General features: G+C 64.5%; 22 protein-coding genes. 13 read left to right on the top strand and 9 right to left on the bottom strand.

Going from position 1 to position 22995, the window contains the following annotated elements; genetic code table 11:
* Positions 1 to 75: 75 nt before the first annotated feature.
* Positions 76 to 780, bottom strand: a complete 705-nt coding sequence (locus EP237_RS11250) for an HAD family hydrolase (RefSeq protein ID WP_127560992.1) — start codon at positions 778 to 780, stop codon at positions 76 to 78.
* A 107-nt stretch (positions 781 to 887) separates the two neighbouring features.
* Between EP237_RS11250 and clpS the strand changes: the two genes are divergently transcribed.
* Genes clpS through EP237_RS11235 form a run of 3 tightly spaced genes read left to right on the top strand, consistent with a single transcriptional unit; the run spans position 888 to position 3093 of the window.
* A complete protein-coding gene (gene clpS, locus EP237_RS11245; RefSeq protein WP_127560991.1) occupies positions 888 to 1232 on the top strand; it encodes an ATP-dependent Clp protease adapter ClpS in 345 nt (114 codons plus the stop codon).
* A gap of 23 nt (positions 1233 to 1255) precedes the next feature.
* On the top strand, positions 1256 to 2263 hold the full coding sequence (locus EP237_RS11240; RefSeq protein ID WP_127560990.1) for a class I SAM-dependent methyltransferase: 1008 nt from the start codon (positions 1256 to 1258) through the stop codon (positions 2261 to 2263).
* 20 nt (positions 2264 to 2283) lie between these two features.
* Positions 2284 to 3093, top strand: coding sequence for an SDR family NAD(P)-dependent oxidoreductase (locus EP237_RS11235; RefSeq protein ID WP_071691284.1), 810 nt, complete (start codon positions 2284 to 2286; stop codon positions 3091 to 3093).
* A gap of 18 nt (positions 3094 to 3111) precedes the next feature.
* Here EP237_RS11235 and EP237_RS11230 read toward each other — a convergent pair whose 3' ends face one another.
* From EP237_RS11230 to EP237_RS11220, 3 genes are all read right to left on the bottom strand, one after another.
* A complete protein-coding gene (locus EP237_RS11230) occupies positions 3112 to 3690 on the bottom strand; it encodes a YARHG domain-containing protein (protein ID WP_127560989.1) in 579 nt (192 codons plus the stop codon).
* 102 nt (positions 3691 to 3792) lie between these two features.
* Entirely contained in the window at positions 3793 to 4368 is a 576-nt protein-coding gene (locus EP237_RS11225) for a DUF4453 domain-containing protein (protein WP_127560988.1), read from the bottom strand.
* 109 nt (positions 4369 to 4477) lie between these two features.
* Positions 4478 to 5230 (bottom strand): DUF1013 domain-containing protein, encoded by a 753-nt coding sequence (locus EP237_RS11220; protein ID WP_127560987.1) that lies wholly within the window; start codon positions 5228 to 5230, stop codon positions 4478 to 4480.
* A gap of 131 nt (positions 5231 to 5361) precedes the next feature.
* Here EP237_RS11220 and EP237_RS11215 point away from each other — a divergent pair, with 131 nt between their 5' ends.
* Positions 5362 to 5994 carry a ribonuclease T2 family protein gene (locus EP237_RS11215; RefSeq protein ID WP_127560986.1) on the top strand — a complete coding sequence of 211 codons (633 nt, stop codon included), beginning with the start codon at positions 5362 to 5364 and terminating at the stop codon, positions 5992 to 5994.
* A gap of 6 nt (positions 5995 to 6000) precedes the next feature.
* On the opposite strand, the gene EP237_RS11210 is transcribed toward EP237_RS11215, so the two are convergent.
* Together EP237_RS11210 and EP237_RS11205 are read right to left on the bottom strand one after the other, a co-directional pair.
* Positions 6001 to 6909 (bottom strand): sugar kinase, encoded by a 909-nt coding sequence (locus tag EP237_RS11210; protein WP_127560985.1) that lies wholly within the window; start codon positions 6907 to 6909, stop codon positions 6001 to 6003.
* On the bottom strand, positions 6906 to 7595 hold the full coding sequence (locus EP237_RS11205; RefSeq protein WP_127560984.1) for a GntR family transcriptional regulator: 690 nt from the start codon (positions 7593 to 7595) through the stop codon (positions 6906 to 6908). Before EP237_RS11205 ends, EP237_RS11210 begins: the two co-directional genes overlap by 4 nt.
* A 74-nt stretch (positions 7596 to 7669) precedes the next feature.
* Here EP237_RS11205 and uxaC point away from each other — a divergent pair, with 74 nt between their 5' ends.
* Positions 7670 to 9076: a glucuronate isomerase gene (uxaC, locus tag EP237_RS11200; RefSeq protein WP_127560983.1), complete on the top strand. Its 1407-nt coding sequence runs from the start codon at positions 7670 to 7672 to the stop codon at positions 9074 to 9076.
* Positions 9073 to 10509, top strand: coding sequence for a mannitol dehydrogenase family protein (locus EP237_RS11195; RefSeq protein WP_127560982.1), 1437 nt, complete (start codon positions 9073 to 9075; stop codon positions 10507 to 10509). The genes uxaC and EP237_RS11195 overlap by 4 nt, the downstream gene beginning before the upstream one ends.
* Positions 10510 to 10517: 8 nt before the next feature.
* Here EP237_RS11195 and EP237_RS11190 read toward each other — a convergent pair whose 3' ends face one another.
* Positions 10518 to 11681 (bottom strand): amidohydrolase, encoded by a 1164-nt coding sequence (locus EP237_RS11190; RefSeq protein ID WP_338068170.1) that lies wholly within the window; start codon positions 11679 to 11681, stop codon positions 10518 to 10520.
* Between the two features lie 105 nt (positions 11682 to 11786).
* On the opposite strand from EP237_RS11190, the gene EP237_RS11185 reads away from it, so the two are divergent.
* From EP237_RS11185 to EP237_RS11165, 5 genes are all read left to right on the top strand, one after another.
* Positions 11787 to 12683, top strand: coding sequence for a LysR family transcriptional regulator (locus EP237_RS11185; RefSeq protein ID WP_127560981.1), 897 nt, complete (start codon positions 11787 to 11789; stop codon positions 12681 to 12683).
* Between the two features lie 82 nt (positions 12684 to 12765).
* Positions 12766 to 14853, top strand: coding sequence for a hydantoinase/oxoprolinase family protein (locus EP237_RS11180; RefSeq protein WP_127560980.1), 2088 nt, complete (start codon positions 12766 to 12768; stop codon positions 14851 to 14853).
* Entirely contained in the window at positions 14846 to 16552 is a 1707-nt protein-coding gene (locus EP237_RS11175) for a hydantoinase B/oxoprolinase family protein (protein ID WP_206052281.1), read from the top strand. The genes EP237_RS11180 and EP237_RS11175 overlap by 8 nt, the downstream gene beginning before the upstream one ends.
* Positions 16552 to 17769, top strand: a complete 1218-nt coding sequence (locus EP237_RS11170) for an NAD(P)/FAD-dependent oxidoreductase (RefSeq protein WP_127560979.1) — start codon at positions 16552 to 16554, stop codon at positions 17767 to 17769. The genes EP237_RS11175 and EP237_RS11170 overlap by 1 nt, the downstream gene beginning before the upstream one ends.
* A gap of 17 nt (positions 17770 to 17786) precedes the next feature.
* Positions 17787 to 18614: an NAD-dependent epimerase/dehydratase family protein gene (locus tag EP237_RS11165; RefSeq protein ID WP_127560978.1), complete on the top strand. Its 828-nt coding sequence runs from the start codon at positions 17787 to 17789 to the stop codon at positions 18612 to 18614.
* Between the two features lie 88 nt (positions 18615 to 18702).
* Here the strand turns inward: EP237_RS11165 and EP237_RS11160 are convergent, their stop codons facing one another.
* Positions 18703 to 19755, bottom strand: a complete 1053-nt coding sequence (locus EP237_RS11160) for an ABC transporter ATP-binding protein (RefSeq protein WP_127560977.1) — start codon at positions 19753 to 19755, stop codon at positions 18703 to 18705.
* A 24-nt stretch (positions 19756 to 19779) separates the two neighbouring features.
* Complete coding sequence (locus EP237_RS11155; protein ID WP_127560976.1) at positions 19780 to 20559, bottom strand: IclR family transcriptional regulator; 780 nt, start codon at positions 20557 to 20559, stop codon at positions 19780 to 19782.
* 137 nt (positions 20560 to 20696) lie between these two features.
* On the opposite strand from EP237_RS11155, the gene EP237_RS11150 reads away from it, so the two are divergent.
* Together EP237_RS11150 and EP237_RS11145 are read left to right on the top strand one after the other, a co-directional pair.
* Entirely contained in the window at positions 20697 to 21959 is a 1263-nt protein-coding gene (locus EP237_RS11150; protein ID WP_127560975.1) for an ABC transporter substrate-binding protein, read from the top strand.
* 124 nt (positions 21960 to 22083) lie between these two features.
* Positions 22084 to 22995 carry a carbohydrate ABC transporter permease gene (locus EP237_RS11145; RefSeq protein ID WP_127560974.1) on the top strand — a complete coding sequence of 304 codons (912 nt, stop codon included), beginning with the start codon at positions 22084 to 22086 and terminating at the stop codon, positions 22993 to 22995.

Raw genomic sequence — 22995 nt, 5'->3', positions numbered from 1 at the left:
TGGTCGAGCTTGGGGCCGTGCCGGCGAAAACAGAGGATGCCTCCGACGGGAATATCTGGACCAGAAAGAAGGGGATCAGGTTTCAATACTGTCGATCAGCGCGGGCAGGGCGGAGAGATCAGAGATTTCGCGGAAGCGGGGATGGGTGTCAGGGGCATCCGCATGTTCCAGCTCCCATGTCAGCCCGTGGGGCACATAGGTGCCGAAGGCCCCGGCTTCGATCGCGGGCACCACGTCGGATTTCATTGAATTGCCGACCATCATGGCGCTTTCGGGGCCGGTGCCATGACGGGCGAAGGCGCTTGCATAGATCGCGGGGGTCTTGTGCGAGACGATTTCGACGCCATGGAACAAATCCCCAAGCCCGGATTGTGCCAGCTTGCGTTCCTGATCCAGAAGATCGCCCTTGGTGATCAACACGATCCGGTGGCTATCGGCCAATGTCTCCACCGCCGTCTGCGCATGGGGCAGCAGGTGAATCGGGTGGCTCAGCATATCCTGCCCGGCGGCAAGGATTTCGGAGATCACGCTGGCGGGCACCTGGTGGTCGGTGACCTCGATGGCGGTTTCGATCATCGACAGCATGAAGCCCTTGATGCCGAACCCGTAGCGACCGATATTGCGCTTTTCCGCCTGTAACAGCCGGTCCATCAGGTGATCGCGTTCCGTGAAGTCGGCCAACAGCTCGGCAAATCGGGCCTGGGTGATGCGAAAGAACGTTTCATTCTGCCAAAGCGTATCATCCGCGTCGAAACCGATTGTTTGCAATTTCACCGGCATTCTGCCCCCCTGATACGTGACCGCGTGACAATCCCCCCCTTTTCTGCGAGGGGGAGCAGCTTATATAGTGACCCCTACCGAAACTCTGCGACTCCCGGAACCCTGTGATGGCAATCGACACCCCGACATATCTGGCGGACAAGACTGCCCCCGGCAATGATGCCGATCTGCTGACGCAGACCAAGCCCAAGACTCAGCGGCCGCCGATGTACAAGGTGCTGCTGCTGAATGACGATTATACCCCGATGGAATTCGTCGTGCATGTGCTGGAACGGTTCTTCGGGATCGGCCACAGCCAGGCGGTGGAAATCATGCTGACGGTGCACAAGAAGGGGCTGGCTGTTGTGGGCGTGTTTTCCTACGAGATCGCAGAAACCAAAGTGGCGCAGGTGATGGATTTCGCCCGCCGCAATCAGCATCCCCTGCAATGCACCATGGAGAAAGAGGAATAGCCGCCCGGGCCGTTCCCTGACCTATGACCCCCGATCGTTGGACCCTCGCGCTGGAAGACGGCGACATGACTTGGCCGGAAGCCGGTGCCGTTCTGGTGCTGCGTGCCCAGGCCGAGGCGGATTTTTCAGCGCTTGGCCGGGACCGGGTGCAGGCGGTGCAGGGTTTTGCCCCCGATCATGACCGGCTGGCGGCGCGCGAGCTCGATGCGCGGGTGGAGCCGGAAGGGGAGTTCGCTGCCGCGCTGGTGCAGATCGTCAAAAGCAAGGGCGAGAGCCTGTCGCTGGTGGCCGAGGCGCTGACAATGGTCCGCCCCGGCGGGGTGATCGCGGTGGATGGGCAGAAGGATGAGGGGATCGAGTCGATCCTCAAGGCGGTGAAGAAGCTGCTGCCGCTGGACGGGACGCTGTCCAAGGCGCATGGCAAGCTCTTCTGGCTGACCAGGCCGGACGTCCTGCCCGACGGCGTGGCCGACTGGATTGCGGAACCGGGCGAAACCGAGGATGGCTTCGTGACCGCGCCGGGCATGTTTTCGCCCGATGGTGCCGATCAGGGGTCGGAGGTTCTGGTGGCGCTGGTGCCGCAGCTCAAGGGACGGGCGGCCGATCTGGGGGCGGGCTGGGGCTATATGTCGGCGGTGCTGCTGGACGAGCAGGAGAGCATCGCGGCGATGGACCTGATCGAGGCGGAATACTCCGCATTGCAGGCCGCGCGGGCCAATGTGGACGATCCGCGCGCGCGCTTCTTCTGGGCCGATGCAACGGCGTTCGAGCCGGAAGAGCGCTACGACGCCATTATCTCGAACCCGCCGTTCCACACCGGACGGGCCGCCGACCCCGCGCTTGGGCAGGCCTTTATCGCGGCGGCCGCGCGGATGCTGAAACCCACGGGGCAGTTCTTCATGGTGGCGAACCAGCATTTGCCCTATGAAGCGACGCTGAAAGCGCATTTCGGCACCGGCAAGCTGCTGGCGGAAATTGCGGGCTACAAACTCTATCAGGCGGGCAAGCCCAAGGGCACGCGCCGCGGCTGAGGGACGAACGGAGACGGACCATGTCGCTTTCCATCCAGGGCAAAACGGCCATCATCACCGGCGCGGCCAATGGCGTCGGGCTGGCGATTGCCCGCCATTTCATCGAACGCGGCGCCAAGGTGATGCTGGCCGACCGGGACGAGACACGCCTTGCCGATGTTGTCGGGGATTTCGTGAAGGAAGAAAGCCGGGTGCGCTATTTCGCCGGTGATCTGCGGGAAAGGCTGACCGTGGCCAATCTGCTGTCGGCCACTATCGACGCCTTCGACCGGGTCGATATCCTTGTGAATGCGTCGCGTCAGGTGATGTCATCCGACCCGCTGGACCCGTCCGACAAGACGGTCGAGACGCTGATGGAGCAGAATATGTTCACCGCGCTGCGGCTGTCTCAGGCGGTGGCCAAGCGGATGATCGCGCAGGCAGAGGAAGATGGTGTCGAAGAGGGCCCGATCGGGGCGATCGTCAACCTGTCCTCCATCGCCGCACGGCGCACCCATCCCGATCTGCTGGCCTATTCGATCAGCGCCGCGGCGCTGGATCAGGCCACGCGCAGTCTGGCCGTGGCGCTGGCCCCGCACCGGATTCGCGTGAACGGTGTGGCCTTCGGGTCGCTCATGTCGAACAGCCTGAAGGAATCGCTGAAGGACAATCGCGACCTGCGGCAGGAGATCAAGCATTGCACGCCCATGGGCCGCATTGCCTCGGCGCGCGAGGTCACGGGCGCGGTGCAGTTCCTGTGCTCCGATGGCGCGGCCTTCGTGACCGGCGAAGTGATCACCGTGGATGGCGGCCGCACGCTGCTGGATAGCGTCGGAACGGCGGCCCACTGAGGCGCGACCGATAGGCCGCTAACCCGCGATCTCGCGGCATTGTGGCTGTTGCTGCCCCAGTTCGACCCAGCCGGATGGGCCGGGCGGGCCTTCCCACCCGTTGGGGTGCACGGTAACGAATTCCCACCCATTCTCCGGCAGGAAGTCGAACAGGATGCTGCTCTCCCGCGTCAGGTAGCCCATGACCGGTCCTCCATATGCCTCCGGTGCAACCAGCAGCGGCAGCTCCGGGCCGAGATAGCCGATACAGCCGCTGGCGGCGTCGACAGGGATCGGCAGCACTGCGAAGCGACGCAGCTGGTCAAGCTCTGGCAAAGTGACCAAGGTCCTGACCGATGTGTCCATGTCGCAGTTCAGCCAGCTCTCCAGTTCTCTGATCCGGGCAACCGCGTCTCGGTCGCGTTCTGAAAGCGTCACATCGGTTCCGGTGCAGTCCGCATTGTCGAAGATTGCCTGCCCAAGCGGTGAGGAGAAACAGTATCCGGCGCGGTCGAATATCAGGTTGCGAATGAACCAGGGTTCCTCGCAATAGGGCTCGTTTGCAAAAACCGGGCCTGACAGGCCAAGCAGGGCGAGCGCAAAGACAAGACGGGGCATGGCATTCCTCCGGTGCGACGTTTGTTGCAAGTATAGAGTACCGGCCTGTTCAGTGCAAAAACGCGCTGAAATCCGGCGCTTTGCACGTCGTGGACCGATGGGCTACCCGGCATACATCTCGCACTCGATGCGGCCCAGTCCGACCGGCGCCCATCCCGCGTCGCGCAGCGTTGACATGTCGTCCGGATCGTTGATCAGCACGTAGTCCCAGATGCCTTCATTCAGAAAGATGAAGCCGACATTGTCACCGGGGCGCAGTTCGCCGATCACGCGCGCATCTGCCTGCGGCGCGGCGCGCAAGGGCAGGACCGGGCCGGTATATCCGATGCACCCGCTTTCATGTTCAACCGGGGCGGGCACCACGTCGGCATTCCGCAGATGTTCGAAATGGGACAGATGTTCCAGACGGGGGGCACTGCTGTCGATGGCGCAGCTCAGCACCTCTTCCAGATCGAGGATATGATCAATGGCGGCGCGATCCCGCTCTGACAGGGTCACATCCGATCCGGTGCAGCCGGTGTTGTCGAACGTCGCACGCCCGAGCGGGGAGGCAAAACAATACCCGGCCCGATCGAAGATCAGGTTGCGGGCGAACCATGGCAGCTCGCAGAAAATATCATCTGCAACGGCGGGACCCGGCAACAGGGCAAGCGCGGCACAAAGGGCAACTCGTTTCATCAATGACTCCGCTTCCAAATGGCATGGAGCCAGTCTAGCGCGGAGCCGGGCCAAGAAAAAACCCCCGACCGCGTTGCGACCGGGGGCTATTGCGCCAGATCCTCAAGGATCAGGGCTGTTCGTCTTCGTCGTCATCCCCGCCGGAGGGCAGGTTGAAGAAGCTGTCGGCATCCAGCAGGTCGCCCTTGTCGTCGTCCTCGGACTCGTTGTCGGAGAGCGAGAAGGTCTCCAGCCCCGAAATCGACGACGGGATGCGCGGTTCCGTATCCATGCCGAGCGAGGTTTCTGTCGAGACCAGCTTGCGCCGTTCATCATCGCTCATTGCGCCGCCTTCCCGGGCGGCCTTGGCGGCGGCCTTCTGCACGGCGGCATCAAGTTCGGACTGTTTGCACAGGCCAAGCGCCACCGGGTCGATGGGCTGCATGTTGGAGATGTTCCAATGGGTGCGTTCACGAATCGACTGAATGGTCGGCTTGGTGGTACCGACCAGCTTTGCGATCTGGCTATCGGTCAGTTCGGGGTGGAACTTGACCAGCCACAGGATCGAGTTGGGCCGGTCCTGACGCTTGGACAGCGGAGTGTAGCGCGGGCCACGGCGCTTTTCCTCACCGACGGCGGCGGCGTAGAATTTCAGCTTGAGCTTGTGCGCCGGGTCTTTCTCGGCCGCGTCGATTTCATCCTGAGTCAGCTGGTTGTTGGCAACGGGGTCAAAGCCCTTGACGCCGACTGCCACATCGCCATCGGCGATGCCCTGGACCTCCAGCTCGTGCAGGCCACAGAAATCGCCGATCTGCTTGAACGAAAGCGTGGTGTTGTCCACCAGCCAGACGGCTGTGGCTTTTGCCATGATCGGTTTGTTCATCTCGGTCGCTCCTTCGCGAAAACAAATCTCCCCTGTGCCGTGACTCGGCTGGCGGGGCGGGCCCCGCGCTTCCTTATTGTAAGGGAGGTCGAGGCGTATATAAGCGGGAAGGCACGACTTGGGAAGGGCAAATGATCAGAGCAATCCTGGCATTTCTCATGCTGGCAGGCATGGCACGGGCCGACGGGGAACCGGCGGGCGACTTCGATTACTACGTCATGGCGCTCAGCTGGACGCCATCCTGGTGCGCCATCGAGGGCGACGGGCGCGAGTCGCCGCAATGCGATCCGGGGCAGGGCTTTGGCTTTACCCTGCACGGGCTCTGGCCCCAATACGAAGACGGCTGGCCTGCCTTCTGCCCCACCGTCGAACGCAACCCCTCGCGCGGGATGACCAACGCCATGGCCGATATCATGGGCACATCCGGCCTGGCCTGGTATCAGTGGAACAAGCATGGCGTCTGCTCGGGCCTGTCGGCCAGCGATTATTACGCCCTGTCGCGGCTGGCCTATGACAGTGTCGAACGCCCCGCCCTGCTGCGCCAGCTGACCCGCGAAGTGCGCCTGCCCGCCGAGGTGATCGAAGAGGCATTCCTGGAGGCCAACCCGCAGCTGAACGATGACATGCTGACCGTCACCTGTCGCGCGGGACGGGTGCAGGAGGTGCGCATCTGCCTGACCCGAGAGCTGGAGCCGCGTGCCTGCGCACCGGACGTGGCGAGGGACTGCACCCTGACCGACGCGCTGTTTTCACCGATGCGGTGACGCGGATCAGGTTCGGGCGGTTTTGACCGGCACCAGGGCACCGCGCGCCCTGATCACCTGAGCGGCCACGTCGCATCCCGCTTGAATGCTGTCCGTCAGGGATGCACCCGCAAGTCGCGCACTGAGGAAACCACCGTTGAAGGCATCGCCGGCGGCGGTTGTATCGACCACGGCAGGGATTGTCGGCGGGTGAACCGTTACCGCAGGTGCCTCCCCCTCGGACGCCATCACAGGGCCCGCCCCGTTCTTGACCACAACGCTTGCAGCCCCCGCCGCGCGGTAGCGGGCGAGCGTGGCCTCGGGCGTGGCATCGCCGAAATGGGCGGCCTCATCGTCGAATGAGGGCAGGACAAGGTCTGACAGCGCAGCCGTCCTCATGATCTGGCGGCGCATCTCACCGGCGTCGGTCCACAGACGCGGGCGGATATTGGGGTCGAGCGCGACCAGCACCCCCCGCGATTTCGCTTCGTGCAGCAGCCCAAGCAGCCGCGCGCGCCGGTCATCGTCCAGAATGGCCAGCGTAATGCCAGAGACCAGAACCCAGTCACCGGACACCAGCCCCGGCAGGCGGTCCAGCCCGTCCGTCAGCCGCCGCGCGGCGGAATCCGAACGCCAGTAGGAAAAGCTGCGCTCCCCGTCCTTCAGCGAGATCAGGTAGAGCCCGACGCTTTTGCCCGGCACCACGGATAGCAGCGGCTCGACCCCCGCCGCGCGGATGAAGTGCTCCATTTCGCCCGACACGGCGTCGTCCCCTGTGGCAGACAGGAAGGCCACGCGCAGCCCATTCCCCGCAATCTGCCGTGCGTACCAGGCGCTGTTGAACATGTCCCCGGCGAAGCCCATGGCAAAGCGCCCGTCGTCGCCCGGCGCCATTTCCACCATGCATTCTCCGATGGTCATCAGGGTGCGGGTCATGTGCCAGTCTCCTCGAAATAGGCCGGGTGGTCGCACCGCAGCCGGTCCATGGCGCTTTTCACGCGGCCCAGATGCTGCCTCATGACCGTTTCCGCGCTGTCCCGGTTCTTCGCGCGCAGCGCTCGCAACAGGTGTCGGTGGTCGTCCAGCGCGTCGGCGCTGCCGATGGCCAGAGAAAGAAAGCGCACCCGGTCCATATGCGCCTTTTGCTCGCGGATCAGATCCCAGGCATAGCCGTGCCCGGCAATCTCGCAGATGCGGCGGTGGAACCGGTCATCCAGCGCATGAAAGCCGGGCCGGTCCCCGGCAGCGATGGCATGGTCCTGCGCGGCGATATCGGCGGCCAGATTGTCCAGATCGGCTGCGGTCAGGCGGGGCAGGGCAGCGTTCAGGCAGGCCAGTTCCAGCGCCGTCCGGATGAAGGCCGCGCGCAGAACGGCGGCCTCTGATATGCGCGTGACCAGGGTGGCCCTCTGCGGACGGACCGTCAGGAACCCCAGTTTCGACAGCCGAAAGAACGCATCGCGCACCGGCTGGCGAGAGACGTCGAGCGATCTGGCGATCTCGGCTTCCGAAATTTTCGAACCCGGCGGCAGGTCCAGCGACACCACGGCGTCATGAAGCCGGTCAAAGACCATGTCCGTGGTGCTGGCAGGCTGGATCGGGGACAGGGGGGCAAGGGGCATCTGGTTCGGCTTTGACAGGTCTGATAGACTAGCATATTAGTTGGCGAACCACCGTTGCTCAAGGATGTATTCGCATGGCGCTGACCGACCCGGATCGCCTTTTCCCGCTCGATCCCGGTGCGCGCGGGTTGGCGCGGGCGCTTTATGATCAGATCGCCGATCTGCCGATCATCAGCCCCCATGGCCATTGCGACCCGGGCTGGTTCGCAGGGAATGATCGTTTCCCGAACCCCGCCGCGCTGTTTGTGATCCCCGACCATTACGTATTTCGGATGCTCGTGTCGCAGGGAGTCTCACTGGCCGATCTGGGCGTGCCCTCTGCCGATGGCCGCCAGGTGGAAACCGATCCGCGCGTGATCTGGCGGCGTTTTGCCAGCCAGTTCCACCTGTTTCGCGGCACCCCGTCGGCCCTGTGGCTGAACCATGCGTTCGAGCATGTCTTTGGACTGACCGAGCCCCTGACCGCCGAAACCGCAGACGCCGCCTATGATCAGATCGAGGCGCTGCTGGCTCAGGACAGTTTCCGCCCCCGCGCCCTGTTCGACCGGTTCGGAATCGAGTGCCTCGCCACCACCGACAGCGCGCTGGATGACCTCTCGTCCCATGCGGCGATTGCCGCCAGCGGCTGGTCGGGCCGGGTCATTCCCACCTACCGGCCCGACACGGTCGTGGACCCCGAAACGCCGGGCTTCGCATCCCAGATCGACCGCCTTGGCGCGCTGACGGGCGAAGATACGCGCTCATGGCAGGGGTATCTCGCCGCGCATCGCGCCCGGCGGGCGTATTTCAAGCGCCACGGCGCCACGGCCAGCGATCATGGCCATGCCAGCGCCCGCACCGCCGACCTGCCCGCGGCGGAGGCCGCTGCGCTGTTTCAGAAAGCGTTGACCGGGGTCTGCACGGCGGAGGAAGCCGATCTCTTCCGGGGCCAGATGCTGACCGAAATGGCGCGGATGAGCCTCGATGACGGGTTGGTCATGCAGATCCACCCCGGATCGTGGCGCAACCATTCCGGCCCGGTCTTTGCGCAGTTTGGCCGGGACCGGGGCTTCGACATCCCCATGCGGGCGGATTTCGTTGGCGGGCTGAAACCGCTGCTGGATGCCGTGGGGATGGAACCGGGTCTGACGATCATCCTGTTCACCCTCGACGAAACCACGCAATCGCGCGAGCTTGCCCCGCTGGCGGGCGCCTATCCGGCGCTGAAGCTCGGCCCGCCCTGGTGGTTCTATGACAGCGCAGAAGGCATGCGCCGGTTTCGCGAGGCCACGACCGAAACCTGCGGCTTCTATAACACTGTCGGCTTCAACGACGACACCCGCGCCTTCTGCTCGATCCCCGCCCGCCACGACGTCGCCCGCCGCGTGGATTGCGCCTATCTGGCGACGCTGGTGCGCAGCGGGCGGCTACGGGAAAGTGAGGCGGTCGAGCTGGCCCATGATCTGTCCTACCGGCTGGCGAAGGAGGCCTACCGCCTGTGACCCATCCCCGTCTGTCCCGCAAAGACCCCGCCGCCCCTGTGGGCATCGTCCATCTGGGCCCCGGTGCCTTCTTCCGCGCCTTCAACGCGGTCTATACCGCCGATGCGATGGCTCGCGATGGCGGCGATTGGGGGATTTGTGCCGTCAGCCTGCGCAGCCCTGACGCGCGCGATGAGCTGGACCCGCAGGGCGGGGTCTATACCGCCGTGTCGCTTGGTCCGGATGGGCCAGCGCCGCGCGTCATATCCTCTGTGTCAGAGGTCTTGGTCGCCCCGGAATACCCCGCCGCCGTGCTGGCCCGGATGACCGCGCCGGCCACGAAAATCGTGTCGCTGACGATCACCGAGAAGGGCTACTGCCACAACCCCGCGACGGGTCGGTTGCGGCTCGAACATCCCGACATTCTGCATGACCTGGCACATCCCGCGCACCCCCGCAGTGCGCCGGGCTTTCTGGTCGAAGCGCTGGACCGCCGCCGTCAGACAGGCACCGCGCCCTTTACGGTCCTGTCTTGCGACAACCTGCCCTCCAACGGCCCTTTGGCGCGCGGTGTGGTGCTGGCTTTTGCCCAGGCCCGCGACCCCGAAATTGCCGATTGGATCGCACAGCAGGTGAAGTTCCCCGCCACGATGGTCGACCGGATCACACCCGCGACCACGCCCGAGGATATCGAGCGGCTGGCTGCGCTAACCGGCTTTCACGACCCGGCCTGCGTCTGGCACGAACCCTTCCGCCAATGGGTGATCGAGGATAACTTCACCGACAACGCCCGCCCCGGCTGGGACGCGGGCGGGGCGCAGTTCGTGCGCGATGTGTCGGCCTTCGAGACGATGAAGCTGCGCTGCCTGAATGGCACCCATTCGGCGCTGGCCTATCTGGGCTATCTCGCGGGCTATGAGACCGTGTCGGACACTGTTTCCGATCCCGCTTTCGCGGCCCTGTGTCAGAAGCTCTGGCGGGACGAGATCCTGCCGACGGTGCCGCAGCCAGAGGGTGAAGACCTGACCGCTTATACTGACGCCTTGTTGACCCGATATCGCAACCCAGCCATTCGGCACCGGACATGGCAGATCGCCATGGATGGCTCGCAAAAGCTGCCGCAACGCATTCTCGGGCCGGTGGCCGAGAACCTCGCGGCAGAGCGCCCGGTGCCAGGGCTGGCGCTCGTGGTGGCGGCCTGGATGCGCTATGTGGGCGGGGTGGACGAGGCGGGCCAGTCGATTGACGTGCGCGACCCGCTGGCGGATCATCTACGCGCTGTCTCGGACGGGGTGGATGACCCCGCCTCCAAAGTCGCGGCGCTTCTGGCGGTCGATCAGGTCTTCGCCCCGGCGCTGGCTGCGAATCCAGCGTTCCGCGAGGCCGTCACCCGCGCCTATCTCGGCCTCTGCCAGTACGGTGCGGCCGCCAGCGTCGCGGGCTATATCGCCTAGATCAGGCGTCAGTCGCCCAGTATTTCCCGCAAAATCGCACTGAACAGCGCCATGCCGGTCCCGATCAGGTCATCGGGAAAGTCGTAGTCGGGATTGTGCAGGTCGGGGCCGTCCATACCTGCCCCAAGCAGGATGAAGGCGCTTTCCGCCCCTGTGGCCATGCCGAAACGGCCGAAATCCTCCGAGGGGCGCATTGGCAACAGGCCCGGCCCCGTGGGCAGCCCTGCCCGCGCCCCGGCCCGGCGGACGATATCCGCCGCCTTGACAGAGTTCGCGCAGGACGGAAAGATGTCGTGGTAGTCGATGGACAGGCCCAGGTCGCCCGCAGCTTCCCGCGCCATGGTTTCGGCCTCCCTGATCAGCCGCTCCATGCGCGGATCGGTCAGGCTGCGCAGGGTGGCATAAAGTTCGGCCTCTCCCGGTGCGATGCCGAAAGCCGGTTCACCAAGCCGTGCGTGGCAGACGGTGACCAACGCGAAATCGGGGTCGGTCAGGTCTGCCCCTTGGGACAGGTCGGGCAGGTCCAGCATCAGCCGCGCCAGGGCAGGGGCAGGGGAAACGCCCGTCTCGGGCTGCGACGCATGGGCCGTCCGCCCCGTCAGCCGCACCCGCATCCCGCGAGAGGCGCAGCTTGCCGGGCCGTCGACCACACCCACATGGCCAAGCGGCATGCCGGGGAAATTGTGGATGGCGAAGGCGTAGTCGGGCCTGAACGCGGCAAAGCCCGGATCGGCCACCACCCGCGCCGCGCCCTCGCCGGTTTCCTCGGCGGGCTGGAACATCAGCACGACCGATCCCTTCGCAGGTCGCCGCCGCCCCAGAAGCCGCGCCATGCCCGCCAGCATCGCCATATGCCCGTCATGGCCGCACAGATGCCCTTTCCCGTCGATCCGGGACCGGTGGGGACGATCCGACAGCTCCTGTATCGGAAGCCCGTCCAGTTCACACCGCAGCAGCACGCACGGGCCGGGCTTCCCGCTGTCATACAGCGCCGCCACCCCATGCCCGCCAAGCCCGGTCACGATCCGGTCAGGGGCGGTCGGCTCCAGCATCTTGTGAACGGTGCGCGCGGTCTCGGCCTCCTCGCCTGACACTTCAGGCCGCTGGTGCAGGGCACGCCGCCAGTCGGTGAGGTCCGCAAGGTCGGAATTTGTCAGTCTGAGGTCCATCATGGGGCCATGTTTGCGCCGTGCCCATGGGCGGTGCAAGGGCAGATCGGGCATGGACATTCACGGCTCGACGGGGAACCCTGCCGCCAGACAGCGGACCCGGACCAGATGCCCAAATTCAATCTCAAGCATATCGAAGCCTTCGTGCATGTGGCCGATCTGGGCAGCTTCCGGCGGGCGGCAGCGCGGCTGAATACGACGCAGCCCAATATCTCGAACCGCATTTCGCAGCTGGAACATCACCTGCGCCTGACCCTGATGGACCGCGACGCGGGGTCGGTGCGCCTGACACGCGAGGGGCGGCAACTGCTTGGCCCTGCCCGGCGCATTCTGGCCGCCGTGGACGGGTTTCTGGAGGCCACAGGCGATGGCACGGTGTTTGACGGGCTGTTGCGGCTTGGCGTGACCGAACTGGTGGCCCAGACATGGCTGCGCCCCTTCCTGATCCAGATGAAAGACCGGTTCCCCGCCGTCGATGTGGAACTGACCATCGACCTGTCGGAGAACCTGTCCAATCTGCTGTTCGCGCGCGAGATTGACCTCGCCTTCCAGAACGGCCCCTTCGACCAGCGCACCCCCAACACCGAGCCTCTCGGCCAGTCGCCCTATATCTGGGTCGCGGCCCCCGCCCTGGGGTTTCCCGCCGGCCCGGTTGCGGCGGACCAGATCGCGCGGCATCGCATCCTGACCCATGCGCGCGGATCCTATCCTTTCACTCAGCTTGACGCGCATTTCCGCCAGATCGAACAGCCCGTGCGGCTGGTGCCCTCGTCCAATATCGCCGCCTGCCTGCAAATGGCCAACGACGGGTTGGGCGTGGCCTGCGTGCCTGCGTTGATGGTGGCTGAGGCGTTGGCCGCCGGGCGGTTGCAGGTGCTGGACTATGACTGGCACCCCGAAGACCTGCACTTCGCCGCCCGCTGGCTGGTCGATCCGGCCCCAACCTTCCTGATCGCGGCGGTGGCGATCGCTGCGGGACTCTACCCACCAGAGGATCACGATTAGTTATTCAATCCATATGATCATTCGATTTTTCCAAATACTTCCGGTCGGCTATCCTACCCCCATCACGTAAGCGGAGGTCAAAATGGGCGAGTCGTACAGATTGGGGGCCGATATCGGCGGCACCTTTACCGATCTGGTGCTGGAAGGGCCGGGGGGCCGGTTTTCCACCAAGGTGCTGACCACCTATGCCGCGCCTGAAAATGCGATCATCGAAGGCATGCATCGGGTCTGTCACAAGGCCGGGGTCGCGCCCTCTGCGATTTCGCAGGTCATCCATGGCACGACGCTGGCCACCAATGCGCTGATCGAACGGCGCGGGGCCAAGACGGCGCTGATCACGACCGAAGGCTTCCGCGACGTGATCGAGATGCGCACCGAAAGCCGGTTCGAGCAGTATGACCTGAACCTGAAACTGCCCGATCCCCTGCTGCCCCGCAACCGCCGCTACACCGTGCGCGAGAGGCTCGACGCCGATGGCGCCACGCTGATCCCGCTGGACCGGGCCGAGGTGGAGCGGCTCGCCGATGACCTGCGTGACGCAGGTTACGAAAGCATCGCCGTGGGCCTGCTGCATTCCTACGTGAACGACGCACATGAACGGCTGATTGCCGAGGTTCTGGCCGAGAAACTGCCGGGCGTGATGGTTTCGCTGTCCTCGCAGGTCAGCCCCCAGATGCGGGAATATGAACGCTTCAACACCACCATCGCCAACGCCTATATCAAGCCGCTGATGAAGTCCTATCTGGGCCGCCTCAAGGGCAGGCTGGCGCAGGAAGGCGCCGATTGCCCGGTTTTTCTGATGCATTCCGGTGGCGGCATCATCGACATCGACACGGCGGCGAATTTCCCCGTGCGGCTGGTGGAATCCGGCCCCGCAGGCGGTGCGGTCTTCGCCGCCGACATCGCCGCGCGGCATGGGCTGGACAAGGTGCTAAGCTTCGACATGGGCGGCACCACGGCCAAGATCTGCCTGATCAAGCACCAGACGCCCAAAACCGCCCGCGTGTTTGAAGTGGCCCGCAGTTACCGCTTCAAGAAGGGCTCCGGCATGCCGATTTCGATCCCCGTGATCGACATGGTGGAAATCGGGGCCGGGGGCGGCTCGCTCGCCCATGTGGATGCGCTGAACCAGATCCGCGTGGGGCCGGAAAGTGCCGGATCGGAACCCGGCCCGGCCTGTTACGGGCGCGGGGGCGACAGGCCCGCCGTGACCGATGCCGACCTCGTGTTGGGCAAGCTTGATCCGGCCCATTTCGCGGGCGGCTCCATCCCGCTTTATCCCGACCGGTCCGAGGCGGCGCTGAAAGCCCACCTTGCCGACCGGTTGGATATGGACGCGACCGAAGCGGCCTTTGGCCTTGCAGAGGTGGTCGACGAAAACATGGCCAACGCCGCCCGCGTTCATGCGGTCGAAAACGGTGAGGACCTCAGCACCTACACCATGATCGCCTTTGGCGGTGCGGCCCCCCTCCATGCCGCGCGGCTTTGCGAAAAACTGGGCATCGACCGCTGTCTGGTGCCTGTCGGCGCGGGCGTGGGGTCCGCCATCGGCTTCCTGCGCGCGCCGTTCAGTTTCGAGGCCAACCGGTCCGTCTTCACCAAGATGTCCGCCTTCGACCCCGCCCGCGTGAAAGCGCTCTTCGCGGAAATGGAGGAGGAGGCGCGCAGCTTCGTCCGCTCCTGCGATGCCAACGCCGACATTCTGACCGATTACAAGATCTACATGCGTTATGCCGGGCAGGGCTGGGAAATCCCCGTGCCGCTGACACCCGAGGACGCCGCCAATCCCGATGCGGAAAGCTTCCTCAAACGGTTCGAGGAGGATTACACGCGCCTCTTCGGCCGCTCCGTCGACGGGATGGTGGCCGAAATCACCGTCTGGTCGGTGAACGCCTACACGCCCACGCCGCCGGTGGACCGCATTACGCCCGCCGAAACCGCCGAGGCCCCCGCAGAACAGGGCACCCGCGATCTGTTCGATCCGGCGCTGGCCAAACGTACCCGCGCCGCGATCCACCCGCGTGCCCACCTGCCAACCGGGTCCTCCGTTCAAGGGCCTGCCGTGATCACCGAGGATGAAACCACCATCGTCCTGCCCTCCAGCCGACAGGCCACCGCGCAGCCCGATGGCTGCATCGACATCCGTGTGAAGGAGCCCCGCCATGACTGAACTGAGCAAAGTCGCCTACCAGGTCATGTGGACGCGCCTGATTTCCGTGGTCGAGGAACAGGCGCAGGCGCTGGTACGAACGGCATTTTCCACCTCCGTCCGCGAGGCGGGGGATCTTTCCGCCGGGGTCTATAACGACAAGGGCGAGATGCTGGCGCAGGCCGTCACCGGCACGCCCGGCCACGTCAACGCCATGGCCGATGCCGTCGGCCATTTCATCCGCCGCATCGGGCGCGAGACGATGGCCGAGGGCGATGTCTACATCACCAATGACCCGTGGGAGGGCACCGGCCACCTGCATGACATCACCGTAGTGACGCCCTCCTTCCACAAGGGGCGCCTGATCGGTTTCTTCGCCTGCACCGCGCATGTGACCGACATTGGCGGGCGTGGCTTCGGGGCCGATGCGAATTCTGTCTATGAGGAAGGGCTCTACATCCCGATCATGCGCTTTGCCGACAAGGGCGAAGTGGACCGCACCCTGCTGGCGATGATCCGGGGCAATGTGCGAGAGCCCGATCAGCTTGTAGGCGATCTCTATGCGCTGGCCACCTGTAACGAGATCGGCCACCGGCGCCTGTCGGACATGATGACGGAGTTCAACCTTGCAGACCTCTCCGGCATTTCCGATTTCATCCTGACCAATTCCCGTCAGGCCACGCTCGACCGTATCAACGCGCTGACACCGGGCCGGGCGGACGGGCATATGCAGATTGACGGTTATGCCAAGCCGATTGACCTTTGCGTCAGCCTGTCCATCGAAAATGACCGCATCCGCTGCGATTGGGCGGGCACTAGCGGTGTGGACAAGAAGGGCATCAACGTGCCGCTGGTCTATACCAAGGCTTATGCCTGCTATGCACTCAAATGCGCCATCGCGCCCGAGATCCCGAACAATGCAGCGAGCCTCGCGCCCTTCGAGATCACTGCGCCGGAAAACACCATCGTCAACGCCCCGCATCCGGCGCCCGTCGCGCTGCGCCACGTCATCGGCCATATGGTGCCCGACACGGTCTATGACGCGCTCGACAAGCTGCTGCCCGATACGGTTCCGGCGGAAGGCGCGGGCTGCCTGTGCAACTTCCAGCTCAGCCTGCGCCCACGCACCGATGCGCCCGCCCCCGAAGGCGCAAGACGGGCCGAGGTGTTGATTTTCAACTCCGGCGGGTCCGGCGCGCGGCCCACTCTTGACGGGATGAGTGCCACCGCCTTCCCCTCGGGCGTCATGACCATGCCGGTGGAGGCCACCGAACAGGTTGGCCCCGCGATCATCTGGCGCAAGGAGCTGCGCCCCGATTCGGGCGGCGCGGGCAAGTATCGCGGCGGTCTGGGTCAGGTCATGGATGTGGGCGCGCGTGAGGGGCACGAGATGGACTTCTCCGCCATGTTCGACCGTGTGAACCACCCCGCCCGAGGCCGTCGCGGCGGCGCGACCGGCGGCCCCACCACCATCGGGCAGGACGACGGAACGCCGATGAAGGGCAAGGGCAAGCAGTTCGTCCCCCATGGCCGCGTGGTGCAGATGGGTTTCCCCGGCGGCGCGGGCTATGGCGATCCGTCGGAACGACCCCATGCAGATGTGCTGAGAGACCTTGCCCACGGCTTCATTTCGCCCGAGGCTGCGGCAGAGCACTACAACCTCGACCGGGCCACCATCGACGACACACTGGCCCGCGCCAAACGCGGAGACATATTCTGATGCCGCCCAAGGGCTTTTCCCAGACGCCGCAGCGAGACAGCTATGACGTGGTCATCATCGGCGGTGCGATCATGGGGTCCTCGCTGGCGTGGTGGCTGACGGAGAATGCCGATTTCGACGGGTCCGTTCTGGTGGTGGAGCGCGACCCGAGCTACCTGAAATGCGCCTCGACCCTGTCCAACTCCTGCATCCGCCAGCAGTTCTCGACCGAGCTCAACGTGCGTATCTCGCAGTTCACCGCCGATTTCTGTCGCAACCTGCGCGCCAATATGGGTGGGGATGACAGGGTGCCAAACCTGGAGGTGCACAATTTCGGCTATCTCTATCTGGCCGATACCGAAGACTTTGCGGATGTCCTGCGCGCCAACCAGACGGTGCAACGGGCCGCCGGGGCCGACACCCGCCTGCTGACCGCGGACCAGATCGCCGCCGACTACCCGTTCTACGACCTCGACGGCATCGTTCTGGGCAGTATCAATACCCGGGACGAGGGATATTGGGACGGCGGTACCTTGTTCGAATGGTTCCGCCGTTCGGCGCAGTCCCGTGGCATCGAATATGTCGCGGGCGAGGTGGTGGCCCTGTCGCGGCAGGGCGGGCGCATCGGCGGTGTGACGCTGGCCTCCGGCCAGACCGTCGCCTGTGGGCAGGTCGTCAATGCCGCGGGCACACGGGGCGCGCGCATCGCCGCCATGGCCGGACTGCCCCTGCCGGTGGAGCCGCGCAAGCGCTACACTTGGGTCTTCACCGCCGAAACACCGCTGGACCGTGCCCTGCCTCTGACCATAGATCCTTCGGGTGTCCATGTGCGCACAGACGGGCCGCAAACCTATCTGGCAGGGTGCAAAGGCGACCCGGACCCGGCCGCCGACCCCGACGATTTCGCCATGGATCACGGATTGTGGGAAAACCACGTCTGGCCCATCCTCGCCACCCGCATCCCGGCCTTCGAGTCGATCCGTGTCGTCACCGAATGGGCGGGGCAGTATGACTACAACACGCTCGACCAGAACGCCGTTCTCGGCCCGCATCCCGAGGTGGAGAATTTCCTCTTCATGAACGGGTTTTCCGGCCACGGGCTGCAACAGTCGCCCGCCATGGGACGGGGGCTTGCCGAATGGATCACCCACAACGAATACCGCAGCCTTGACCTGACGCCCTTCAGCTACGCCCGCGTGGCGGCGGGCGAAGCGATGGTCGAAGGCGCGGTCATCTGACATTGCAGGAGACCAAAATGAAAAAAATCGTCCTCACTGGCGCCGCCGGTCGGCTTGGCACCATCTTGCGCGGACCGCTGTCGCAGCTGTGCGACACGCTTGTCAGCTCCGACATCGTCGAAAGCCTCAAGGACCTGCGCCCGAACGAAACCTATATCTGCGCGGATCTGGCCGACAAGGCGGCCATCATGGCGCTGCTGGAGGGGGCCGACATGGTCGTGCATTTCGGCTCCATCGTCGATGAGGCCCCGTTCGAGGAATTGCTCGGCCCGAACTTCATCGGCGCCTACAATATCTGGGAAGCGGCCCATCAGAACGGTTTGAAACGCGTCGTCTACGCCTCGTCGATCCATGCGGTCGGCATGTATCCCAAGAACGAATGCATCGGGCTGGATGCCCCGCACCGGCCCGACACGTTCTACGGCCTCGCCAAGTGCTTCGCCGAGGATCTGGGCCGCATGTACTGGGAAAAGCGCGGGCTGGAGGCCGTCTGCATGCGCATCCTGTCCTGTGCGCCGGTCGGCAATGCGCGCGCCTTGGGCAGCTGGCTGTCGGACGGGGACCTCGTGCATCTCGTGGAACGGGCCATCGACACGCCGGTGACCGGCTTTTCCATCATCTATGGCGTGTCCGCGAATGACCGCTGCCCGGTGGACAATTCCAAGGCGTCGTTCCTGGGCTACCGGCCCAAGGACAACGCGGAACAATTCGCGGATCGGATTCTGGCCGAGGCCGGCCCGCACGATCCGCAGGATGTGGGGCAGATGTGCCATGGCGGGCCCTTCGCCAGCATCGAGCTGGGGCAGGGGGCCAAGGCGCTGCTGAACATCCCGGAAGAAGACTGACCGCGACCGGACAGGATCGTTGCGCATCGGGCGGCGATCCTGTCCTCGCATCCGGGTCGCGCAGGGCGAACGCCTGCACGGAAGTCCTCTATCGCAACCGGTTGCCGTTTTCGGCGTCAAAGAACAGCGCGGCACCGTCGGCCACGCTCAGGCCCACCTTGCTGCCGGGCTTCGGCGCGCTCTGGTCATGGGCTTCGACCGTGATCCGGGTGCCGTCGCCCGCCACAAGGTAGTGATAGGCCACGCCGCCCAGTTGTTCCGACAGATCGACTTTGTGCGTATCTCCCTCCGCCAGCCGCAGCATCTGTGGGCGCACGCCGACCGTGATCGGCCCGTCGCTGGCTGATCCCGGCGCATCGAGCTCCATCACCCCAAGCCCCGGTACGCGCACCTTGCCGCCCGCCACGCGACCGGGGAAAAAGTTCATCGCCGGGCTGCCGATGAAGCCCGCAACGAACTGGTTGTCGGGGTTGTTATACAGGTCCAGCGGCTTGCCCGCCTGCTCGATCACGCCGCCGCGCAGCACCACGATCTTGTCGGCCAGCGTCATCGCCTCGACCTGATCATGAGTGACGTAGATCATCGTCGCGCCGATCTCGTTGTGAAGCCGGGCGATTTCCACCCGCATCTCGACGCGCAATTCCGCGTCAAGGTTCGACAAAGGCTCGTCGAACAGGAACACTTCCGGTCCCCGCACGATGGCACGTCCGATGGCGACCCGCTGCCGCTGCCCGCCGGACAGCGCCTTGGGCTTGCGCTTCAGATACTCGTCCAGCTTCAGTACGCGGCTCGCCTCTGCCACCTTGGCCTTGATCTCGGCCTTGGGATGGCCGTTCATCCGCAGGCCAAATCCCATGTTCTCTTCAACCGTCATATGCGGGTAGAGCGCATAGGTCTGGAACACCATCGCCACGCCGCGCTCGGCAGGGTCCATCCGGGTCACATCCCGCGGGCCGATGGCGATCTGGCCACCGGTGGTTTCCTCCAACCCCGCGATCATCCGCAGCAGCGTGGACTTGCCACAGCCCGAAGGCCCGACGAAGACGCAGAACTCCCCGTCTTCAATTTGCAGATCGACCCCATGGATCACCTGCGTTTCACCGTATTTCTTGATGACCTTGTTCAGCGTTACACCGGACATGTCCTTGGTCCTCCCAGACTGGGGTCAATTGACGGTGGGGAATTGCCACGCGGTGGCCTCTTCCCCGATCTTGCGGGCGGTTTCGAGCAGATCGGGCTCAAAGGCGCGGATACTGTCGAGCGAATGGCGGGTGGTGGAGGTGGCAATCGACAGCGCCCCGATGACGCGCCCCCCATTGGTCAGGATCGGCGCGGCGATCGAGATTATGCCGGCCTCGTGTTCTTCCCGGTCGAAGGCGACGCCCTCGGCGCGGATCTGCTCCAGTTCCTTCAACAGCGTCTCGGGGCATGTGTGGGTCGCGGGCGTGTTCTGCAGAAACAGCTGCTGGCGCAGGGCACGCTCCAGCCGCTCGGGCGTCATATGGGCGAGGATCGCCTTGCCCACCCCTGTGCAGTAGCCCGGCGCGACCTTGCCGGTTTGCGCAAGTGTTTCGAACCGGTCGCTCATCTTTTGCTTGTCGACGAACAGAACCTGCCCCAGTTCCATCTGCGCCAGGTGGATGGTTTCGCCCACCTTTGCGGCCAGAACATCCACATAAGGACGCGCAACAGTGGCCAGCGTTGCCTGCTTCCACGCCGAATGGGCCAGCTTCACCAGCCGCAGGCCAAGCGTATAGCTGCCCGTGTCGGGGTCATGCGACAGCATCCCCTGATTCGTCAGCGTCTGCAGCAGCCGGTAGAGCGTGGCCTTCGGGTGGTCGCTGTTTTCCAGCAATTCGGTGAATTTCACCGGATGGCCCGCCGCCGCAACGGAATCCAGGACGTCCAATGCCTTGCCGACCGTCCCGTCGCCTGACTTCGCCATGAAAGACCTCCCCTGCGCATCCCCGGGCACCGAGGAAACTGTTGACACAGTATCCGGCGTCCTGCATGTTTTCAACTATAGAAACTTAGTTTCACATAATGGAACTGATTTTGCAAATGGAACCAAGGGAGGACACTATGCGTTCCATCATCAAGACACCGCTGGCCGTGCTGGCGGCGACAACGATGCTTTCCGGTATGGCAATGGCCGATGGCCACGGCCTGACCGGCGACCTTCGCATCTTCTCGGACATGTCGAACCCGGCGCCCCGCGCGATCATGGAAGGGCTGGTCGAGGAATTCGGGGAACTGCACCCCGGCCTTGAGATCGAGCTGACCGTCGTTGACCGCGAAGCGTGGAAAACCCAGATCCGCAACGCACTGACGGCGAACCCGCCGGATGTGGTGAACTGGTACGCCGCCAACCGTATGGGTCCCTATGTGGATGCGGGCCTGTTCATGGATATCACCGACATGTGGGACGCGGGCGATTTCGCCGGTCTGGAATCGGTGCGCGGCGCGATGACCATCGACGACCGCCAGTGGGGCGTGCCCTATACCTACTACCAGTGGGGCATCTATTACCGCGAAGACATCTTCAACGAGCTTGGCCTGTCGGAACCCACCACCTTCGAGGAAGAGATCGCCAACTGTCAGGTGATCGTCGATTCGGGCCGCAGCTGCTACACCATCGGCTCGCGCTACCTGTGGACCGCAGGCGGCTGGTTCGACTACCTGAACATGCGCACCAACGGCTTTGACTTCCACATGGAACTGGCCCGCGGTGAAGTGGCCTGGACGGACGAGCGCGTGCGCGAAACCTTCGCCAACTGGCGCCGCCTGATCGACATGGGCGCCTTCATCGACGACCACCAGACCTATTCCTGGCAGGAGGCGCTGCCCTTCTTCGTCAACGGCGAAGCCACCGCCTACCTGATGGGCAACTTCGTTGTGCCGCACCTGCGCGAAGCGGGTCTCAGCGATGACCAGATCGACTTCTACCAGTTCCCGGCCATCGTCGAAGGCATGCCGATGGGTGAAGACGCCCCCACCGACACGTTCCACATCCCCTCGGGTGCGCAGAACGTGGCGGCGGCACAGGAATTCCTGCGCTTCGTGACCTCGGCGGACGTTCAGGCCCGGATCAACGGCCCCGATGGCCTTGGTCAGCTGCCGGTCAACGCAAACGCGGAAGTGGCGGATGATGAATTCATCCAGCAGGGCTTCGAGATGCTCAGCCAGAACGCCACCGGCGGCATCGCGCAGTTCTTCGACCGTGACTGGCCGGCGGAAATGGCGTCGATCGGCATGGAAGGCCTTCAGGAATTCATGGTCTTCCCGGACAACCTGGACGATATCCTGGAACGCCTGGAAGACGCGCGCCAGCGCATCTACGAATAATCTCTGATAGACTGCGCCTCGCCCCCCAACCGGGGCGGGGCGCGCACCGCCCCCCGCGTATCCGCAAGCCGCGCCATAGCCTCGCGCGCGGTTTCCGAATGCGCTGTCCAACGGAGGATAGGACATGACCCCCGCCACCGACACCCGCAGCTGGCTGCAAAAGAACCGCATGACGGTCACGCCGCTGCTGTTCCTGCTGCCGGGTCTGCTGTTCTTCGTGGTCTATGTGATCAGCCCGATCTTCCAGTCCTTCAACATCTCGCTCTATGACTGGGACGGCCTGGGTGAGGCGACCTATATCGGCCTCGACAACTACCGCGAACTAGTCGACGATCGCGCTTTTGAAACCTCGCTCTGGAACAATCTCAAATGGCTGGCGCTCTACCTGCTGGCGATTCCGGCGGGGCTGTTCATTGCCCTGTTCCTGAACCAGACGGTCACCGGCATCCGGCTCTATAAATCGCTCTTCTTCTTTCCCTTCGTGCTGAGCCAGGTGGTCGTCGGGCTGGTCTTTTCGTGGTTCTACCTGCCGCGCGTGGGGCTGCTGAACGCGGTGCTGACGTTCTTCGGGCTGGACTCGATCAACGTGTTGGGCGACCCCGACCTTGCCACCTACGGCATCATCGCCGCCGGGCTCTGGCCGCAGACCGCCTATTGCATGATCCTCTACCTCACGGGCCTCAATGCCGTGGACCCCGAACAGATCGAGGCCGGGCGGCTGGACGGGGCCAAGGGCTGGAAGATGCTGTGGCACGTGGTTCTGCCGCAACTGAAACCGGCCACGTTCATCGCCTTCGTGGTGACGATCATCGGCGCATTGCGCAGCTTCGACCTGATCTCGATCATGACCAATGGCGGCCCCTTCGGGTCGACCCGCGTGCTCAGCTTCATGATGTTCGAACAGGCCCTGTCCGAATACGGCTTCCGCATGGGCTATGGATCCGCCATCGCGGTGGTGCTGTTCCTGATCATGCTGGTCTTCATCGGCTACTTCCTGTGGCAGATGTGGCGCGACGAACGCGCCGCGCGGCACTGA

The sequence above is a fragment of the Nioella ostreopsis genome, from assembly GCF_004000255.1.
Classification (GTDB): domain Bacteria; phylum Pseudomonadota; class Alphaproteobacteria; order Rhodobacterales; family Rhodobacteraceae; genus Nioella; species Nioella ostreopsis.
Note: the sequence above shows the minus strand (reverse complement) of the source record. Positions and strands in the feature narration are given on the sequence as shown.

What these genes read in the sequence shown, in the direction of transcription:
- EP237_RS11210 (WP_127560985.1), bottom strand. Translation starts at nt 6,909, where the DNA reads ATGACCCGCACCCTGATGACCATCGGAGAATGCATGGTGGAAATGGCG.
- clpS (WP_127560991.1), top strand. Translation starts at nt 888, where the DNA reads ATGGCAATCGACACCCCGACATATCTGGCGGACAAGACTGCCCCCGGC.
- EP237_RS11235 (WP_071691284.1), top strand. Translation starts at nt 2,284, where the DNA reads ATGTCGCTTTCCATCCAGGGCAAAACGGCCATCATCACCGGCGCGGCC.
- EP237_RS11150 (WP_127560975.1), top strand. Translation starts at nt 20,697, where the DNA reads ATGCGTTCCATCATCAAGACACCGCTGGCCGTGCTGGCGGCGACAACG.
- EP237_RS11205 (WP_127560984.1), bottom strand. Translation starts at nt 7,595, where the DNA reads ATGCCCCTTGCCCCCCTGTCCCCGATCCAGCCTGCCAGCACCACGGAC.
- EP237_RS11215 (WP_127560986.1), top strand. Translation starts at nt 5,362, where the DNA reads ATGATCAGAGCAATCCTGGCATTTCTCATGCTGGCAGGCATGGCACGG.
- EP237_RS11145 (WP_127560974.1), top strand. Translation starts at nt 22,084, where the DNA reads ATGACCCCCGCCACCGACACCCGCAGCTGGCTGCAAAAGAACCGCATG.
- EP237_RS11220 (WP_127560987.1), bottom strand. Translation starts at nt 5,230, where the DNA reads ATGAACAAACCGATCATGGCAAAAGCCACAGCCGTCTGGCTGGTGGAC.
- EP237_RS11175 (WP_206052281.1), top strand. Translation starts at nt 14,846, where the DNA reads ATGACTGAACTGAGCAAAGTCGCCTACCAGGTCATGTGGACGCGCCTG.
- EP237_RS11160 (WP_127560977.1), bottom strand. Translation starts at nt 19,755, where the DNA reads ATGTCCGGTGTAACGCTGAACAAGGTCATCAAGAAATACGGTGAAACG.
- EP237_RS11170 (WP_127560979.1), top strand. Translation starts at nt 16,552, where the DNA reads ATGCCGCCCAAGGGCTTTTCCCAGACGCCGCAGCGAGACAGCTATGAC.
- uxaC (WP_127560983.1), top strand. Translation starts at nt 7,670, where the DNA reads ATGGCGCTGACCGACCCGGATCGCCTTTTCCCGCTCGATCCCGGTGCG.
- EP237_RS11225 (WP_127560988.1), bottom strand. Translation starts at nt 4,368, where the DNA reads ATGAAACGAGTTGCCCTTTGTGCCGCGCTTGCCCTGTTGCCGGGTCCC.
- EP237_RS11190 (WP_338068170.1), bottom strand. Translation starts at nt 11,681, where the DNA reads ATGATGGACCTCAGACTGACAAATTCCGACCTTGCGGACCTCACCGAC.
- EP237_RS11185 (WP_127560981.1), top strand. Translation starts at nt 11,787, where the DNA reads ATGCCCAAATTCAATCTCAAGCATATCGAAGCCTTCGTGCATGTGGCC.
- EP237_RS11230 (WP_127560989.1), bottom strand. Translation starts at nt 3,690, where the DNA reads ATGCCCCGTCTTGTCTTTGCGCTCGCCCTGCTTGGCCTGTCAGGCCCG.
- EP237_RS11250 (WP_127560992.1), bottom strand. Translation starts at nt 780, where the DNA reads ATGCCGGTGAAATTGCAAACAATCGGTTTCGACGCGGATGATACGCTT.
- EP237_RS11240 (WP_127560990.1), top strand. Translation starts at nt 1,256, where the DNA reads ATGACCCCCGATCGTTGGACCCTCGCGCTGGAAGACGGCGACATGACT.
- EP237_RS11165 (WP_127560978.1), top strand. Translation starts at nt 17,787, where the DNA reads ATGAAAAAAATCGTCCTCACTGGCGCCGCCGGTCGGCTTGGCACCATC.
- EP237_RS11180 (WP_127560980.1), top strand. Translation starts at nt 12,766, where the DNA reads ATGGGCGAGTCGTACAGATTGGGGGCCGATATCGGCGGCACCTTTACC.
- EP237_RS11155 (WP_127560976.1), bottom strand. Translation starts at nt 20,559, where the DNA reads ATGGCGAAGTCAGGCGACGGGACGGTCGGCAAGGCATTGGACGTCCTG.